The 16,744-nt window shown below is 65.6% G+C and carries 17 protein-coding genes, 1 pseudogene and 1 riboswitch; of the genes and pseudogenes, 13 read left to right on the top strand and 5 right to left on the bottom strand.

The features are described 5' to 3' along the window. Positions 1 to 19: 19 nt before the first annotated feature. Complete coding sequence (gene ccrA / locus CP958_RS23465) at positions 20 to 1,276, bottom strand: crotonyl-CoA carboxylase/reductase (protein WP_096704600.1); 1,257 nt, start codon at positions 1,274 to 1,276, stop codon at positions 20 to 22. A 215-nt stretch (positions 1,277 to 1,491) separates the two neighbouring features. Here ccrA and CP958_RS23460 point away from each other — a divergent pair, with 215 nt between their 5' ends. Beyond that, positions 1,492 to 3,504, top strand: coding sequence for a protein meaA (locus CP958_RS23460; protein WP_096704599.1), 2,013 nt, complete (start codon positions 1,492 to 1,494; stop codon positions 3,502 to 3,504). 398 nt (positions 3,505 to 3,902) lie between these two features. On the opposite strand, the gene arsC is transcribed toward CP958_RS23460, so the two are convergent. Then, positions 3,903 to 4,250: an arsenate reductase (glutaredoxin) gene (arsC, locus tag CP958_RS23455; protein WP_096704598.1), complete on the bottom strand. Its 348-nt coding sequence runs from the start codon at positions 4,248 to 4,250 to the stop codon at positions 3,903 to 3,905. Positions 4,251 to 4,278: 28 nt separating this feature from the next. Between arsC and CP958_RS23450 the strand changes: the two genes are divergently transcribed. Next, a complete protein-coding gene (locus CP958_RS23450; protein WP_096704597.1) occupies positions 4,279 to 5,553 on the top strand; it encodes a mechanosensitive ion channel domain-containing protein in 1,275 nt (424 codons plus the stop codon). Here the strand turns inward: CP958_RS23450 and CP958_RS23445 are convergent. Beyond that, a complete protein-coding gene (locus CP958_RS23445; protein ID WP_096704596.1) occupies positions 5,545 to 6,093 on the bottom strand; it encodes a regulatory protein RecX in 549 nt (182 codons plus the stop codon). The two genes, CP958_RS23450 and CP958_RS23445, sit on opposite strands and share 9 nt — an antisense overlap. 15 nt (positions 6,094 to 6,108) lie before the next feature. Here CP958_RS23445 and CP958_RS23440 point away from each other — a divergent pair, with 15 nt between their 5' ends. The 9 genes and pseudogenes from CP958_RS23440 (at position 6,109) to CP958_RS27185 (ending at position 12,902) form a co-directional block, all read left to right on the top strand. Next, the gene (locus tag CP958_RS23440) at positions 6,109 to 6,921 is read left to right on the top strand and encodes an ABC transporter permease (protein WP_096704595.1); all 813 of its coding nucleotides are present in this window, start codon (positions 6,109 to 6,111) and stop codon (positions 6,919 to 6,921) included. Between the two features lie 135 nt (positions 6,922 to 7,056). Then, positions 7,057 to 8,211: an aspartate aminotransferase family protein gene (locus CP958_RS23435; protein WP_096704594.1), complete on the top strand. Its 1,155-nt coding sequence runs from the start codon at positions 7,057 to 7,059 to the stop codon at positions 8,209 to 8,211. Next, on the top strand, positions 8,208 to 9,125 hold the full coding sequence (gene argF, locus CP958_RS23430) for an ornithine carbamoyltransferase (protein ID WP_096704593.1): 918 nt from the start codon (positions 8,208 to 8,210) through the stop codon (positions 9,123 to 9,125). Before CP958_RS23435 ends, argF begins: the two co-directional genes overlap by 4 nt. Next, complete coding sequence (locus CP958_RS23425; protein WP_347337853.1) at positions 9,113 to 10,021, top strand: Hsp33 family molecular chaperone HslO; 909 nt, start codon at positions 9,113 to 9,115, stop codon at positions 10,019 to 10,021. The genes argF and CP958_RS23425 overlap by 13 nt, the downstream gene beginning before the upstream one ends. Positions 10,022 to 10,083: 62 nt before the next feature. Continuing rightward, on the top strand, positions 10,084 to 10,677 hold the full coding sequence (locus CP958_RS23420) for a hypothetical protein (protein WP_096704591.1): 594 nt from the start codon (positions 10,084 to 10,086) through the stop codon (positions 10,675 to 10,677). A 169-nt stretch (positions 10,678 to 10,846) separates the two neighbouring features. Continuing rightward, positions 10,847 to 11,152 carry a 50S ribosomal protein L28 gene (gene rpmB, locus CP958_RS23415; protein WP_096704590.1) on the top strand — a complete coding sequence of 102 codons (306 nt, stop codon included), beginning with the start codon at positions 10,847 to 10,849 and terminating at the stop codon, positions 11,150 to 11,152. Positions 11,153 to 11,504: 352 nt separating this feature from the next. Next, positions 11,505 to 12,050, top strand: coding sequence for a flavin reductase family protein (locus CP958_RS23410; RefSeq protein WP_096704589.1), 546 nt, complete (start codon positions 11,505 to 11,507; stop codon positions 12,048 to 12,050). A 73-nt stretch (positions 12,051 to 12,123) separates the two neighbouring features. Continuing rightward, positions 12,124 to 12,441 (top strand): annotated as a pseudogene (locus CP958_RS27190) (IS5 family transposase); the annotation flags it as partial. Beyond that, on the top strand, positions 12,342 to 12,902 hold the full coding sequence (locus CP958_RS27185) for an IS5 family transposase (RefSeq protein ID WP_277948895.1): 561 nt from the start codon (positions 12,342 to 12,344) through the stop codon (positions 12,900 to 12,902). The pseudogene CP958_RS27190 and the gene CP958_RS27185, both read left to right, overlap by 100 nt. A 4-nt stretch (positions 12,903 to 12,906) precedes the next feature. Here the strand turns inward: CP958_RS27185 and bluB are convergent, their stop codons facing one another. Both bluB and CP958_RS23395 read right to left on the bottom strand, forming a co-directional pair. Then, positions 12,907 to 13,659, bottom strand: coding sequence for a 5,6-dimethylbenzimidazole synthase (bluB, locus tag CP958_RS23400; RefSeq protein WP_096704588.1), 753 nt, complete (start codon positions 13,657 to 13,659; stop codon positions 12,907 to 12,909). A gap of 45 nt (positions 13,660 to 13,704) precedes the next feature. Beyond that, a riboswitch (cobalamin riboswitch) is annotated at positions 13,705 to 13,893 on the bottom strand. A 66-nt stretch (positions 13,894 to 13,959) separates the two neighbouring features. Next, the gene (locus CP958_RS23395; RefSeq protein WP_096704587.1) at positions 13,960 to 14,445 is read right to left on the bottom strand and encodes a MarR family winged helix-turn-helix transcriptional regulator; all 486 of its coding nucleotides are present in this window, start codon (positions 14,443 to 14,445) and stop codon (positions 13,960 to 13,962) included. A gap of 358 nt (positions 14,446 to 14,803) precedes the next feature. On the opposite strand from CP958_RS23395, the gene CP958_RS23390 reads away from it, so the two are divergent. Then, positions 14,804 to 15,457 carry a cobalamin-dependent protein gene (locus tag CP958_RS23390; protein ID WP_096704586.1) on the top strand — a complete coding sequence of 218 codons (654 nt, stop codon included), beginning with the start codon at positions 14,804 to 14,806 and terminating at the stop codon, positions 15,455 to 15,457. A 14-nt stretch (positions 15,458 to 15,471) separates the two neighbouring features. Further along, positions 15,472 to 16,737, top strand: coding sequence for a uroporphyrinogen decarboxylase family protein (locus CP958_RS23385; RefSeq protein ID WP_096705017.1), 1,266 nt, complete (start codon positions 15,472 to 15,474; stop codon positions 16,735 to 16,737). Positions 16,738 to 16,744 lie beyond the last annotated feature (7 nt).

Genomic DNA, 16,744 nt, shown 5'->3' with positions numbered 1-16,744 from the left:
GAGGGTTTTCGCTCGGGGATCAGCCCTCGATGCAATCCTCGACGGTGTAGCGGCCGGGCTTCAGGGCCTGGACCAGCACCGCCATGTTGCCGGGCTTATGCTCGTTCTTCAGCATCTTCATGTGGGCGGCGGGGATGTCGTCCCACGAATAGACCTCGGACATGCAGGGGTCGATGCGGCGTTCGATCACCAGCTGGTTGGCCTGGGAGGCCTGCAGCAGGTTGGCGAAGTGGCTGCCCTGGATGCGCTTCTGACGCATCCACACGAAGCGGGCGTCGAAGGTCAGGTTGTAGCCGGTGGTGCCGGCGCAGAACACCACCATGCCGCCGCGCTTGACCACGTTGCACGACACCGGGAAGGTGGACTCGCCGGGATGCTCGAACACGAAGTCGACGTCGTTGCCCTTGCCGGTGATGTCCCAGATGGCCTTGCCGAACTCGCGGGTCTTCTTCATGTAGTCGCCGAAGACCTTGGGGTCGCCGTCGACGTCGGGCAGCTGGCCCCAGCAGTCGAAGTTCTTGCGGTTGATGACGCCCTTGGCGCCCAGGCCGAGGACGAACTCGCGCTTGTCCTCTTCCGAGATCACGCCGATGGCGTTGGCGCCCGACACGGCGATCAGCTGAATGGCCATGGAGCCCAGGCCGCCGGCGGCGCCCCAGACCAGGACGTTGTGGCCGGGACGCAGCACATGCGGGCGGTGGCCGAACAGCATGCGATAGGCGGTGGCGAGCGTCAGGGTGTAGCAGGCGCTCTCTTCCCAGGTCAGGTGGCGCGGACGCTCCATGACCTGCTGGGCCTGGACGCGGCAGAACTGGGCGAAGGAGCCGTCGGGAGTCTCATAGCCCCAGATGCGCTGGCTGGCGGAGTTCATGGGGTCGCCGCCGTTGCATTCCTCGTCGTCGCCGTCGGTCTGGTTGCAGTGAACCACCACCTCGTCGCCGACCTTCCAGCGCTTCACCTTGGAGCCGACCTTGTAGACGATGCCCGAGGCGTCGGAACCGGCGATGTGGTAATCGGCCTTGTGGTAGTCGAACGGCGAGATGGGCTTGCCCAGCGCGGCCCAGACGCCGTTGTAGTTGACGCCGGCGGCCATCACCATGATCAGCACTTCATGGGGATCGATGTCGGGGGTGTCGACCACCTCGACCTGCATGGCGGTGTCGGGCTTGCCATGGCGCTCGCGCCGGATGGCCCAGGCATACATCTGCTTCGGCACATGTCCGATCGGCGGAATCTCGCCAAGCTCGTAGAGATCCTTGACCACCTGCTCGCTCATCCTAGAACTCCTTGACCCTCTGGACGACACTTGCCCGACGCGGCCAGCCTCGGCGCTCGGTACACCGCCTTTTAGCGTTTTGTCGCTTTCTTCGCAATGCACAAAATGATAGTTTGTTTCGCGAACTCGGGGGAAAGAGAAATTTTAGGTCGCCAGCGAGGCCTAACCCCTGACAAAGTTACATTTTTTTGAATGGATTCAGTCTGGAGCCCCCGATGACCGACAAGACCGCCCGCGAAACCGCCACCCCGTCGCGTGAGAAGCCCTGGCTGTTCCGCACGTATTCAGGCCATTCCTCGGCGGCCGAGTCCAACAAGCTTTACCGGACCAATCTGTCCAAGGGCCAGACCGGACTGTCCATCGCCTTCGATCTGCCGACCCAGACCGGCTACGACAGCGATCACGCCCTGGCGCGCGGCGAAGTGGGCAAGGTGGGCGTGCCCGTCTGCCATCTCGGCGACATGATGACCCTGTTCGAGGGCATCCCGCTGGAGAAGATGAACACCTCCATGACCATCAACGCGCCGGCCGCCTGGCTGCTGTCGCTGTACATCGCGGCCGCCGAGAGGCAGGGGGCGCATCGTTCGGTGCTGAACGGCACCACCCAGAACGACGTCATCAAGGAATACCTGTCGCGCGGCACCTATATCTTCGCGCCGCAGCCCTCCCTGAAGCTGACCAGCGACGTGATCGGCTTTACCTATCGCGAGGTTCCCAAGTGGAACCCCATGAACGTCTGCTCCTATCACCTGCAGGAAGCGGGCGCCACGCCGGAGCAGGAGCTGGCCTATGCGCTGGCCACCGCCATCGCCGTGCTCGACACCGTGCGTCCCACAGTGCCGGCCGCCGATTTCGAGCAGGTGGTCAGCCGCATCAGCTTCTTCGTCAATGCCGGCATCCGCTTCGTCACCGAGCTGTGCAAGATGCGCGCCTTCACCGAGCTGTGGGACGAGATCTGCGTCAACCGCTACGGCGTCAAGGACGAGAAGGCCCGGCGCTTCCGCTACGGCGTCCAGGTCAATTCGCTGGGCCTGACCGAGCAGCAGCCGGAGAACAACGTCTACCGCATCGTCATGGAAATGCTGGCGGTGGTGCTGTCCAAGAACGCGCGGGCCCGCGCCGTGCAGCTTCCCGCCTGGAACGAGGCCCTGGGCCTGCCGCGCCCCTGGGACCAGCAATGGTCGCTGCGCCTGCAGCAGATCATGGCCTACGAGTCCGACCTGCTCGAGTTCGGCGACATCTTCGACGGCTCGCACGAGATCACGGCCAAGGTGGAATCCCTCAAGGAGGGCGCGCGCGAGGAGCTGGCGCGCATCGACGCCATGGGCGGGGCCGTCTCGGCGGTGGAATCCAGCTACATGAAGCAGAAGCTGGTGGAATCCAACGCGCGCCGCATCGGCGCCATCGAGACCGGCGAGCAGATCGTCGTCGGCGTCAACAAGTGGACCGAGACCGAGCCCTCGCCGCTCACCACCGGCCCAAATGGGGATAATGGGGGTTCCATCATGACCGTCGATCCCAAGGCCGAGGCCGAGCAGATCGAGCGCCTTGCGGCCTTCCGCTCGTCCCGCGACGCCAAGGCGGTGGACAAGGCCCTGGCCGAGCTGCGCTCGGCGGCGCAGGAGGGCCGCAACGTCATGGAACCCTCCATCGCCGCCGCCCATGCCGGCATCACCACCGGCGAGTGGGCCCAGACGCTGCGCGACGTGTTCGGCGAATACCGCGCCCCCACCGGCGTGGCCCGTGCCGCCGCTCAGGTCAAGGGCGAGAAGATGGGCGCCGTGCGCGAGAAGGTCGCCGAGGTCTCGGCCAAGCTGGGCCGCCGGGTCAAGATCCTGGTGGGCAAGCCCGGCCTGGACGGCCATTCCAACGGCGCCGAGCAGATCGCCGTGCGTGCCCGCGACGCCGGCATGGAAGTGGTCTACGAGGGTATCCGCCTGACTCCGGCCCAGATCGTCAACGCCGCCCTGGAGGAAGGCGTTCACGTGGTCGGCCTCTCCATCCTGTCGGGCAGCCACGTGCCGCTGGTCACCGAGGTGCTGGAGCGCATGAAGGCCGCCGGCCTGGGCGATATCCCGGTGGTGGCGGGCGGCATCATTCCGCCCGAGGACGAGAAGGTGCTGCTGGCCGCCGGCTGCGCCCGTATCTACACGCCCAAGGATTACGACATCACCGCCATCATGGGCGACATCGTCGCCCTGCTGGACCGAACCGCCAAGGCGGCGTGACGGCCGTTCCCGCCCGGCGACTGAGGGAAAAAACCGACGAGCCGCAGGCGAGGAGTTGCGGCCAAGGGCCGGCGCGCCTTATGGCGCGAAAGCCAAGGGATGCGGGACGCATCCCGCCCGGCGACTGAGGGACAAAAAACCGACGAGCCGCAGGCGAGGAGTTGCGGCCAAGGGCCGGCGCGCCTTATGGCGCGAAAGCCAAGGGATGCGGGACGCATCCCGCCCGGCGACTGAGGGACAAAAATAAAAGGCGAGGGGGCCATCCGGGGAAAATGGCCGGCCCCCTCGCCGAAAGCCTGTCTTCCCTGACGAGGAGGAGACGGCTCGAGACGGCAATCTATACCGGTTCCAACTCGCACGCCAAGCGCCGGAGCGTTGCGTTTGCGTGAAGGCCGTCCTTACAGAATCGCCAGTACGCTTTCCGGCGGGCGGCCCAGCGCCGCCTTGTCGTCCGTCACCACGATGGGGCGTTCGATGACGATGGGGTTGGCCACCATGGCGGCGATCAGCGCCGCATCGTCCAGTCCGGCCGGGTCGATGCCGGCCTCGGCGGCCTCCTTCCCGCGCAGGATATCGGCGGGGCGCTTGCCCAGCAGGGACACGATACGGCTCAGCTCGGCCGCCGAGGGCGGCTCCTTCAGGTATTCGATGATCCGGGGGGTGATCCCCTTGTCCTCGATCAGCTTCAGCGTATCGCGCGACTTGCCGCAGCGCGGGTTGTGATAGATGGTGACCTGACCGGACATGCCTCGATCCTCGGAGCGGTTAAAGACGATGAGTGCTGTTGCCCATAATGGCGTCTTGCGGCGCCTGCTCGCCACCTTGTTGTTGCTGGGGTTGTTGCTGGGCGCCTTGACCGGCGGTGCCCTGGCCCAGACGGCATCGCCGCCGCCCGCGTCCATTCCCGAGCTGCCCGGCCAGATCAACGCCATCGGCGACAAGGCCGCCGACGTGATGGTGCAGAAGCTGGCCGACCATTCGGGGCGCGACCAGTGGCAGCATACGGCGGTGATCGTCGTCCTGACCGTTCTGGTAGCCTTCGGCGCCGACCGGCTGTCGCGCGGCGCGTGGCATCGCTTCGCCGGCCGCCGGCTGTCCGAGGAACAGCACCTGCGCATCCGCCAGCGCCTCGGCTGGCTGCGCCGCATCCTGCTGGGCGGCCTGGGCGCGGCGGTGGGCCTGATGACCATCCAGACGCTTGGACTCTACAACGTGCTGGCGGTGGTGGGCTCGGAATGGGGGCGGCGCATCCTGTCCGGAGTGGTCAACATCATCCTGGTCCTTGCCCTGGCGGTGGTGTTCTGGGAGATGCTGCGCGCCGTCATCGAGCGCTATCTCGCCGCCACCGATGCCGACGGCAACCAGTTGCAGCGCTCCGGCCGGGTGCGCACCCTGCTGCCCCTGGTGCGCAACGCCGCCTTTGTCCTGCTGGTGGTGATGGTCGGGCTGATCGTGCTGTCGGAACTGGGCGTCAACATCGCTCCGCTGCTGGCCGGTGCCGGTGTGCTGGGTATCGCCATCGGCTTCGGCTCGCAGAAGCTGGTGCAGGACATCATCACCGGCGCCTTCATCCTGTTCGAGGACACCATCGCGGTGGGTGACGCCGTCAAGGTGGGCGAGCACGTGGGGACGGTCGAGGCCATCTCCATCCGTGCCATCAAGATCAGGGACGGCAACGGCTCGCTGCACACCGTGCCGTTCGGCGCCGTGTCCACGGTGATCAATTCCAGCCGCGGCTTCAACTACGCCGCCATCGACATTCCCGTCGCCTACGCGGTGGAGACCGACAAGGCCACCCAGGTGATCGTCGACCTGGGTACCGAGATGCGGGCCGATCCCAAATGGGATGCCATGATGATCGATCCGCTGGAGGTCCAGGGCGTCGAACGCTTCGATGCCGCCTCGGTGATCCTGAGGGTGCGCATCAAGACCACGCCGGGCGACCGCATGACCCTGATCCGCGAGTTCAACCGCCGCCTCAAGCAGCGCTTCGACGCGGCGGGCATCAGCATGAGCTCGCCCCAGGCCCAGAAGGTGGTGTCAGACTGACGGCGGTTCTTCCGCCTCGATCACCGCGCGGGCGATCTCCCAGGAAAAGCCGGCGCGGCCCAGCGTCGACAGGTCCTTGGCCCGGAACTCGGCTCGCTTGTCCTTGGGCCGGAAGGGGCCGAGGCGGCGGCGGCGCGCCAGGGTGAAGGCGGCGGTTAGTTCCGCGTCGGGTTCCTGCTCCGCCAGGGCGGCGACGGTCGTTTCCGTCTCCACCCCCTTGGCGGCCAGGGTGGCGGAAATCAGCCGGGTGCTGGCCCCCTTGCGCCGCAAGCCCCGCACCTTGATCTCGGCATAGGCGGCGTCGTCGAGATAGCCGAGACCGGCCAGCTTGGCGATCACCGCGTCGACGGCCTGGCCGGCTTCCTCCCGCTCGCCGCCCCAATGGGCCAGCGAGCGGTCCACTTTGCGCATGAGTACCCGGCGCAGATTGGCCCTGGACGAGGAATAGCGTTCGAGATAATGCAGCGCTGCATTCTCGAGGTATGATGCGGTGATCCTGGGTGGGGGGCGCCCGCCGGATTTGGAGACGTGTTCCTTCATGGAACGGAGTGTAGCATGAGAGACGACGTCAACATCCTTCCGCCCGCGCCCCGCTCCTATGGCGCGGTCAACTGGCTGGGCACCTGGACCCTGCTGATGAAGGAGGTGCGGCGCTTCCTCAAGGTCTATTTCCAGACCATCATCGCTCCCGTCGTCACCACCTTGCTGTTCCTGTCGGTGTTCGCCCTGGCGCTGGGCCCCGTCGCCGCCCAGGTCAAGGGCGTGCCCTTCGTCCAGTTCCTCAGCCCCGGCCTGATCATGATGGCCATCGTCCAGAACGCCTTCGCCAATACCTCGTCGTCGATCATCATCGCCAAGGTCCAGGGCAACATCGTCGACATGCTGATGCCGCCGCTGACCGGCGCCGAGCAGACGGCGGCGGTGGCGCTGGGCGGCGTGGCGCGCGGTCTGGCGGTGGGCGTCGCCGTCGGGCTGGCCATGGCCCTGTTCGTGCACCTGCCGGTCCACAATCCCGCCCTGATCGTCTATCACGCCGTGATGGGCTCGCTGATGCTGTCCCTGCTGGGCATGATGGGGGGCATCTGGGCCGACAAGTTCGACCACATGGCCGCCGTGACCAATTTCATCGTGACGCCGCTGTCGTTCCTGTCGGGCACCTTCTATTCCATCGAGCGCCTGCCCCAGACTTTCCACGCCATCGCCCTGGTCAATCCGTTCTTCTATATGATCGACGGATTCAGGGCCGGATTCATCGGAACCAGCGACGGGTCGGTGATGGTCGGAGTGGCGGCCATGGCCGTCGCCGATCTGGTCCTGCTGCTCATCACCTGGCGCATGCTGGATACGGGATACAAGCTGAGAAGCTGATGGAACCCGCTTACGGGTTGACATTCCTGGATTTCCAACCGATATTCTGCCGCTTTCCATGAGCGCACCGGCACCATCGCTCGCATTCGCGAGGCCGCCGGGCATTCTCGGGAGAGCATTGTGATTCCAGTGGTGATGCCGACTTACGCGCGTGCCGACCTCGCTTTCGAGCGGGGCGAGGGTGTTTATCTGTTCACCGATGACGGCCGACGCTTTCTCGATTTCGCCGCCGGCGTCGCCGTCAACGCCCTGGGCCACTGCCACCCGCGTCTGGTCAAGGCGCTGACCGAGCAGGCCGGGCGGGTGTGGCACACCTCCAATCTCTACCGGGTGCCGGGGCAGGAGAAGGTGGCCGCCAAGCTGGTGGAGCGCACTTTCGCCGACACGGTGTTCTTCTGCAATTCCGGCGCCGAAGCCCTGGAATGCAGCATCAAGATGGCCCGGCGCCATCACTACGCCGCCGGCAATCCCCAACGCTACCGCATCATCTGCGCCGAGGGCGCCTTTCACGGCCGGACGCTCGCCACCGTGGCGGCGGGCGGCCAGAAGAAGCATCTCGAGGGCTTCGCCCCGGCGGTGGACGGTTTCGACCACGTGCCCTTCGGCAATCTCAACGCCTTGCGCGCCGCCATCACCAGTGAGACCGCCGCCATCCTGGTGGAGCCGGTCCAGGGCGAGGGCGGCATCGTCCCCGGCGACCCCGATTACCTGCGGCGCCTGCGCGCTACCGCCGACGAGTTCGGCTTGCTGCTGATCTTCGACGAGGTGCAGACCGGCATGGGCCGTACCGGCACCCTGTTCGCCCACGAGCAGGCGGGCGTCACCCCCGACATCATGGGCGTGGCCAAGGGGCTGGGCGGCGGCTTCCCGGTGGGAGCCTGCCTGGCGACCGCCAAGGCGGCGTCGGGCATGGTTCCCGGCACCCACGGCTCCACCTTCGGCGGCAATCCGCTGGCCATGGCGGTGGCTGGCGAAGTTCTCGACGTCATGGCCGAGCCGGGTTTCCTCGATCACGTCCAGGCCATGGGCAAGCTGCTGCGCGCCAAGGTCGAGGCGGCGGCGGCCCGCACCCCCGGCGTGATCACCGAGGTGCGCGGCCTGGGCCTGATGCTGGGGATCAAGCCCGCCATGCCCAATACCGAGATGGTGGCCCGTCTGGCCGCCAACGGCCTGCTGACGGTGGGGGCGGGCGACAATATCGTGCGGCTGCTGCCGCCCCTGATCATCGATGACGCCCAAGTGGACGAAGCGGTGGGCATCCTGTCCCGCACCTTCGACGAGGTGAAATGAACTCTGTCAAAGCATCGGGCGCCCCGCGCCACTTCCTCGACCTCGATGGATTCGATACGGCGACGCTGCGCCATATCCTCGATCTCGGCCTCGCCTATAAGCAGGGCAAGGGCCCCAAGGCGCCGCTGGCCGGCAAGATGCTGGCCATGATCTTCGAGAAGCCCTCGACCCGGACCCGCGTGTCCTTCGAGGTGGGCATGAAGCAACTGGGCGGCGACGTCGTCATGCTGGCGGCGGGCGATACCCAACTGGGCCGGGGCGAGACCATCGCCGACACCGCCCGGGTACTGTCGCGCTTCGTCGACGCGGTGATGATCCGCACCAACCTGGCCGACAAGCTGACCCAACTGGCCCAATACGCCGGCATGCCTGTGATCAACGGCCTGACCGATGAATCCCATCCCTGTCAGGTGATGGCCGACGTGATGACCTTCGAGGAGCATCGCGGCTCGCTCAAGGGCAAGGTGGTGGCCTGGGTGGGCGACGGCAACAACGTGGCCGCCAGCTGGATTCACGCCGCCGGCCATTTCGGCTGCGAGATCAGGCTGGCCTGCCCGGAAGGCCTGATGCCGTCGCGCCGCGCGGTGGACTGGGCGCGTGCCAAGGGCGCCAGCGTGGTGCTGACCACCCACCCCGCCGAGGCGGTGGCCGGCGCCCATCTGGTGCTGACCGATACCTGGGTATCCATGGGCTGCAAGGATGGCAACCGCCACGAACTGCTGGAGCCCTATCAGGTCAACGAGGCGCTGATGGCCAAGGCGGCGCCCGACGCCCTGTTCATGCACTGCCTGCCCGCCCATCGCGGCGAGGAAGTGACCGATCCGGTCATGGACGGCCCGCAATCGGTGGTATGGGACGAGGCGGAAAACCGCCTGCACGTCCAGAAGGGCATCCTGACCTGGTGCCTGGCTTGACCGATTCGGTCCTGCCCTTCGCCGTGATGGGTGGCGCGGTGCGTGGCCGTCTGGCGCGGCTCGGGAGTGCGCTGGATACTATTCTCGACGACCAGCATGCCTATCCGGTGCCGGTGGCCGCCCTGCTGGCCGAGACCATGGCGCTGGCCGCCGTGCTGGCCACCTCCATGAAGTTCGACGGCATCTTCACCCTGCAGGCCCAGGGCGACGGCCCGGTCTCGCTGCTGGTGGCCGACGTGACCAGCGGCGGCGACGTGCGCGCCCACGCCCGTTTCGATGCCGCCCGGCTGGGGCAGGTGCCGCTCGCCGGGCGGGCCTCGGTGCCCGCCATGCTGGGCAAGGGCTATCTCGCCTTCACCGTCGACCAGGGGCCGGATACCGAACGCTATCAGGGCATCGTCGAACTGGAAGGGCCGACCCTGGAAGATTGCGCCCGGGCCTATTTCAAACAATCAGAGCAGTTGGACACCGCCATCGAGGCCGTGGTGCGTCCGCCGGCCGACGGCCTGGGCTGGGCGGCCGCCGCGCTGATGATCCAGCGCATGCCGGCCGGGACCGGCAGCGCTCCCATCCTGGTGGCCGAGGAGGCCCGGGAAACCTGGCGCCGCGCCGAGATCCTGCTCTCCAGCGTCACCGGCGCCGAGATGGTCGACCCCACTCTGGAGCCCGAGCAATTGCTCTATCGCCTGTACCATGCCGAACAGTTGCAGGTCTTCGAGGCCAAGGCGCTGCAGGCCCGTTGCCGCTGCTCGCGGACCAAGGTCGAGGCGACGCTGCGCTCGCTTCCCGCCGCCGAGGTGGCCTCGGTGGCCGACGAGGCGGGCCGGATCGTGGTGACCTGCGAGTTCTGCCGCACCGACCATGTCTTCCGCCTATCGGAGCTGCAGCCGTCTTGACGGTCCGCCACACCGCACCGATATTGAGCCCACATCGTTGCAAGCCAAGGGGAACCCTTCCCATGATCTCTCGGCATTTCCGCCTGATGGTGGCCGTCGTCGCCGCTCTTACGGCCAGCGCCTGCCAGAACGCCAGGCCGCCCATGCAGAAGCTGCCCGAAATCAGCTTCGCCAACCTGCGGCCCTTCCAGCTTGACGTCGGGCAGTTGGAGATCGTCTCGGAGTTCGTGGCCCCCGGCCGCTCCCCCCATATCGAGCACCTGATGCCGGTGTCGCCCGAAGGGGCGGCGCAGCGCTGGGCCCAGGACCGCCTGAAGCCGGTGGGCCGCACCGGCTCGGCCCGCGTGGTGATCAAGGACGCCAAGGTGGTCGAGGTGCCGCTCGCCATCGACAAGGGCCTGAGCGGCGCCTTCAAGAAGGAGCAGGAACTGCGCTACGACGCCGCCCTCAACGTGGCGATCCAGATCCTCGACCAGCGCGGCATGATCCAGGGCGAGACCATGGCCCAGGCGACGCGCTCGCGCACCGTGGCCGAGGGCATCACGCTCAACGAGCGCGACCGGGTGCTCTATGACATCAGCGAAAGCCTGGTCAGGGACATCGACCAGCAGATGGCCCAGTTGATTCAGAACTATCTCGGCCGTTGGGTGAGGTAGAGTCCATAAGGATTTGGATCGAATCAGATTCCGCGCTTGACGGGCGGCGCTCGCCACCTTAAAAACGCGGCTTCCTCCGATCGGAAGATCGGGCCAATTTTCCACGGATAGCCCCGGCGTACGGCCGAAATGGCGAATCCGGCGAACGACTTGAAGCGAGGATTTTACCATGGCACGTCGCTGCGCCATCACCGGCAAGGGCGTTTTGACCGGCAACAACGTCAGCCACGCCAACAACAAGACCCGGCGTCGGTTCCTGCCCAACCTCCAGGAAGCCTCGCTGCTGTCCGACGCCCTGGGTCATGCCGTGCGCCTGCGCATCTCGACCAATGGTCTGAAGACCATCGAGCACAACGGCGGCATCGACTTGTACCTGCTGTCCATCGCCAGCACCAAGCTGAGCGCCGAGGCCCGCCGCCTGAAGAAGCGCATCGAGCGCGCTCTGGCGAGCAAGCAGGACGCCGTCGCGGCCTAAGCCTCGCGTCATCGTGTTTGGAAAGGGTCCGTGGGCAACCACGGGCCCTTTTGGCGCTTCCATTCCTCCGCTTCCGCTCCGCCGCAGACGGAAACGACCGCCTCGGCCCGCCATGGTCGTTGGTCTCGCGGGATTGCCCTCGCACGGCACAGCCATGGTTCAGGCGGCCCCTTGAGCGGTCACGGGGCGTGGGCGCCGTCAGCGATCTGGGGTGGGGGAGCGAAACTTCTCTCAGTTTGGACGGGTGTGTTATTCTGGCGGAGCGGGTTTGATGGGCCGTGATCCATCACATCCCCGCCCCAATCGGGGCGATCCGGCGGAACAAAGGGAAGTTTCCCTGACGGAGGCGGACATGCAGGACCTCCCCCTCGCCAAGGCATTCACGTTGATCGAGCCGGGGCCCGTGGTGCTGGTCACCACCCACGACGGGACCCGGGACAATGTCATGACCATCACCTGGACCATGGTGCTCGACTTTTCGGCTGATTTCGCCATCGCCACCGGGCCATGGAACCATTCCTACGCTGCGCTGTGCGATACGCGCGAATGCGTGCTGGCCATTCCCACGATCGACCTGCTCGATACCGCCGTGGGCATCGGCATGTGCTCGGGCAAGGACACCGACAAGTTCGCCCGATTCGGCCTGACCCGCGCCACAGCCAGCCGGGTGCGCCCGCCGCTGATCAGGGAGTGCCTGGCCAACATCGAATGCCGGGTGGTCGACATTGTCGAACGCTACGGCATCGTCGTGCTGGAAGGTGTCGCCGCTCATATGGACACCACGCGCGCCGAACGCCGTTTGGTCCACGCCGTCGGCGACGGCACCTTCATCGTCGACGGCGACCGGCTGGACCGGCGCGACATGATGCGGGCGAAGCTGCCGGACGGACTGGATTAGGTCCTGTTGACAAAGGGGATTCCCAAACTCAGCCGGACGTGATTCAACCCTGGTCTTTGCGGAGACCAGTGGTATGCGTGGCGATCTGACGGACGAGGAATGGGGGATCATCGGGGAGTTGCTGCCCGCTGAACGGGGGCGCGGTTGCCGTCCTTCCCATGACAACCGCCGTTTCATCAACGGCATGCTTCACGTGCTGCGGGTCGGCTGCCCGTGGCGCGACATGCACGAGCGTTACGGCAAATGGAATTCGGTCAATGTCCGGTTCCGCCGCTGGGCCGAGCAAGGCGTGTGGGATGCCCTACTGGAAACGTTGGTCGATCTCGGCCTGACCGACGATTGGCAGCATATGATCGACAGCACCATTGTCCGAGGGCACAGCCAAGCCGCTGGCGCAAAAGGGGGACTCATAAGGAAGGCTTTGGTCGAAGCCGCGGCGGCTTTACGAGCAAAATCCACGCCCGCGCAGACGGTCAGGGACGCCCTCTTGGCTTCAAGCTGACCGGCGGCGAAGTCTCGGATTATCAGGCGGTCGAAGACCTGATGGCGTTGCCGACCGCCACCCCGCGCATGCTGCTGGCCGACAAGGGCTATGACGGCGACGCCGTGCGCGAGAACCTGCTCTTTCACGGCATCCTGCCGGTCATCCCGCCCCGGTCCAATCGCTCCCAGCCCATTGCATGCAACTTCCTGCGATACAAGGATCGCAATCGCATCGAGCGCATGTTTAATCGCCTCAAGCAGTTCCGACGCATCGCCACCCGCTACGACAAGACCGCCAAATCCTTTCTTGGATTCCTGCATCTCGCCGCTGCCAAACTATGGCTACCGGCCTTTGTCAACAGGACCTAAACACCTAGACGGGAACGAATGTTCCCTTGCCGACCGCATCCTGGTCCTGGCGCACACATTCCGTCAGGACGCCACCCTCCTCCTGCCGGCCCCAGCCGTCGAAGTGCAGCAGCGTCTCCAGGGGCAGACGGGGCCGCCAGCCGGCGCTTTCCAGTTCCGGCTTGGGGTGGTAGCCCCGCACCCGGCCGAGACACAGATAGGCCACCGGAATGATCCCCTTGGGGATGTTCAGGATTTCCTGCACCTCGGTGTTGTCGAAGATACTGACCCAGCCGAGGCCGAGTCCCTCGGCGCGCGCCGCCAGCCACAGGTTCTGCACCGCGCAGACGCTGCTGTAGAGGTCCATGGTGCGGATATGGGTCCGGCCGATCACCACCGGACCGGCGCGGTCGCGATCGCAGGTGACGCAAATGTTGACGGGCGACTCGAGAATCCCCTCCAGCTTCAGCGAGCGGTAGACGTCCCGCTTGTCCTCGGGGAACATCTCCGCCGCCTCGGCATGCGCCTTGAGGAAGGCGTCATGGACGCGGCCCCGGACCTCCCGGTCGCGCACCACGACGAAGCTCCACGGCTGCATGAAGCCGACGGAGGGCGCATGGTGGGCGGCGATCAGCACCCGGCTCAAGACCTCGTCCGGGATGGGGTCGGGCAGGAATTCGCCCCGCGTGTCGCGGCGCGTCAGCATGGCCCGGTAGACGGCGTCCCGCTCGGCGGCGGGCATGGGAGCGGCAGGCAAAAGAGAGCTTTGGGCATCCATCAGCTTTCCCCTGTGATGGCGTGCGCCCAACCGGTGTCCAGGCCGGAAGGACCATCTCCACTTGGCCGGTCTTCTGACTCGGGTTCATCCCAGCGAGGCGCCTTCCCAGCACAAAGCCAGTGGCATCAGCCTGCCGGTCCCCCATACAGCGTTGGGCACGTCGCGGACTTTCACCGCGTTCCCGATTCTCCGGTGCGCCATAAGCGCCCCGGCACCGAGTGGATGGCCCATTCATAGATCATGTCTCGCCGGGAAGCATCCCAAAACACCCCCCTGACTCCGAGGCGGCGGGCACGTCGGTCACAGGAGTTCCAGCGGAACCCGGCTCAGCTCGTTGTTCTGGTTGACGAGCTTGTGCAGCAAATAGCGGAAGATCAGCTGCTCGCCCTCGGAGAGCGGCTCCAGCAAGGTGCGCTGGAAACGCCGCACCGGCTCGCCCAGCTCCGCCAGCATGGTATCGCCGGCCTCGGTGATGAACAGGGACTTGATGCGGCGATCCTTGCCCTCGCGCCGCTCCAGCAGGCCCTTCTTTTCCAGCCGGATCACCACATCGCCGATGGTCGAGCGGTCGAAGGCGATCATGCGCGCCAGCGACCGCTGGTCGACGCCGGGAAATGCCTTGATCACGGTCAGCGAGGCGAACTGGACCGGCGTGATGCCAAAGTCCTGGGTCTCGTTCAGGAAGATCGACACGGCGATCTGATGGAGCCGCCGGGCCAGATGTCCGGGATTGCCGTAGATCGGCAGGGCGTCGTTCTCGCCCGTATCCAGCAGCGCCTCCGGCATGGTTCGTCACGTCCTTCAATTTCGCCCGTGCCGGGCATCTGACCCCAATTCACCGGCAACCTCAATCCCCCATGCGCCGAATTTATGTATGTATACGCACTATTTTAATTCCCAATTACATCGTGTTGCGGTGCGGAAAGTTATTGTCACGGCAACATGATCCGGCGGCATCCGGGGGGAATACTGGCGATAGGCCTGATATCATAGGATATATACGCCATTCGGCGGCACTCACGATATTGCCGACTGAATGACAATTCATCGAATCGAATTGACAGCATACTGTCCTTTATGGTCCAGTACCCACATAAGAGGTGCGGCCATTGGCCCGCCCGACAAAAACAGAGGGAGGTCCGAGATGGCCTTGAATGAGGCGGCCCTGGTGAACGCCATTGCCGACATGGACGAAGACGCGGCCCTTCGCCTGTCGCGCGAAGCCCTGGATCAGGGCTTCGACCCCCAGCGCATTCTTGATCTTTGCCGCGCCGCCATGGATATCGTCGGCGCCCGGTTCGAGAAGAACGAGTACTTCCTGCCCGAACTGATGATGGCGGGCGAAATGCTCGAGCAGATCGGCGCCATGGTGAAGCCCCTGCTGATGGACGACAGTGACGGCGAAGCCGCGGGACCGGTGGTGCTGATCGGCACCGTGGCTGGCGATCTGCACGACATCGGCAAGAATATCGTGACCTTCATGCTGGAGGTGAACGGCTTCAAGGTGGTGGACCTCGGCATCGACGTGCCGATCCAGACCTTCGTCGACACGGTCCGTGACTTGAAGCCGGCGGTGATCGGGCTTTCCGGCTTCCTCACCCTCGCCTTCGACGCCATGAAGGATACCGTTGCCGCCATCGAGCAGGCGGGCCTGCGCGACGGACTCAAGATCATGATCGGCGGCGGCCAGGTGGACGAGACCGTCCGCAGCTATACCGGCGCCGACGCCTTCGGATTGAACGCCATGGCCGCCGTCTCCCTGTGCCAGGGGTGGATCGGCACGGCCAAGGCCGCCTGACGGGAGACTCCGACATGATCGCTTCCCCCGCCCAGACTCCCGAGGCCAAGGTCGCCTACGACGCCCGCTGGCAGCGGGTGATGGATTGCGTCAACCTGAAGCAGCCCGACCGCCTGCCCATCGGCATGCAGCCCACCTTCTGGCTGGCCAAGTACGGCAACATCACCTGCCGCCAGCTGATGTACGACTACGACAAGACGGCGGAGATCGCGGCTCGGGCCATTCAGGAATTCGAGCCCGACTGCCACAGCCCGATGTTCCTGGCCACCGCCTCGGGCCGGGCGCTGGAGGCGCTGGATTTCAAGCAGTTGCAATGGCCGGGGCACGGCGTCGGCGACAACCAGCCCTTCCAGTATCTGGACGCCGAGTACATGAAGGGCGACGAGTACGCCGAATACCTGGAGGACCCCACCGGCTATTATTTCCGCCGTTATCTGCCCCGAGTGGCCGGCGTGTTCGAGGGCTTCGAGGAACTGCCGTCCTTTTCCAGCCTCTACTATACCCGGCTGGTGCTGGGCATGCGCGCCTTCGCCCGGCCCAAGGTCCGCCAGGCGCTGGAACGGGTGATGAAGGCCGCCGAGGAATCGGAACGCCTGTTCAACCTGCACATCGCCTTCGAAGAGCGCATGGCCGCCCTGGGCTACCCGGCGTCCTACATGTATTCGTCCATCTCCCCCTACGACTACATCGCCGACTATTTTCGGGGCGCCAAGCAGATCATGACCGATCTGTTCCGGCGCAAGGACAAGTTGCTGGAAATGCTGGACAAGGTTCGCATCTCCATCACCCGCAGCACCATCGAGGCGGTGCGGGCCAGCGGCAATCCCTTCGTCTTCATCCCCACCCACTGGGCTCCCGACACGTTCATGTCGGAGCAGCAATTCACCACCTATTGGTGGCCGCCCTTCCGGCAGATGCTGATCGATCTGATCGACGCCGGCATCATTCCCATTCCCATGTGGGAATCCGACTGCACCAAACGGCTGGAGCACATCGCCGACATCCCGGCCGGCAAGTGCATCTACTGGTTCGAGCGCACCGACATGGTCAAGGCGTTCGAGGTGCTGGGCGACGTGGTGGCGCTGCGCGGCAACCTGTCGCCGTCCATGATGACCACCGGCACTCCCGCCGAGGTGGATGCCGCCGTCAAGCACCTGGTCGACAACGTCTTCAACAAGGGCGGCAAGCTGATCCTGGATTGCGCCTTCGGTATTCCCGACGAAACGCCGGTCGAGAATGTGCGCGCCATGTTCGGCGCCGCCCGCCGGTACGGCGGCTGAGGAGGCG

This window comes from Magnetospirillum sp. 15-1 (assembly GCF_900184795.1).
GTDB lineage: Bacteria > Pseudomonadota > Alphaproteobacteria > Rhodospirillales > Magnetospirillaceae > Phaeospirillum.
Note: the sequence above shows the minus strand (reverse complement) of the source record. Positions and strands in the feature narration are given on the sequence as shown.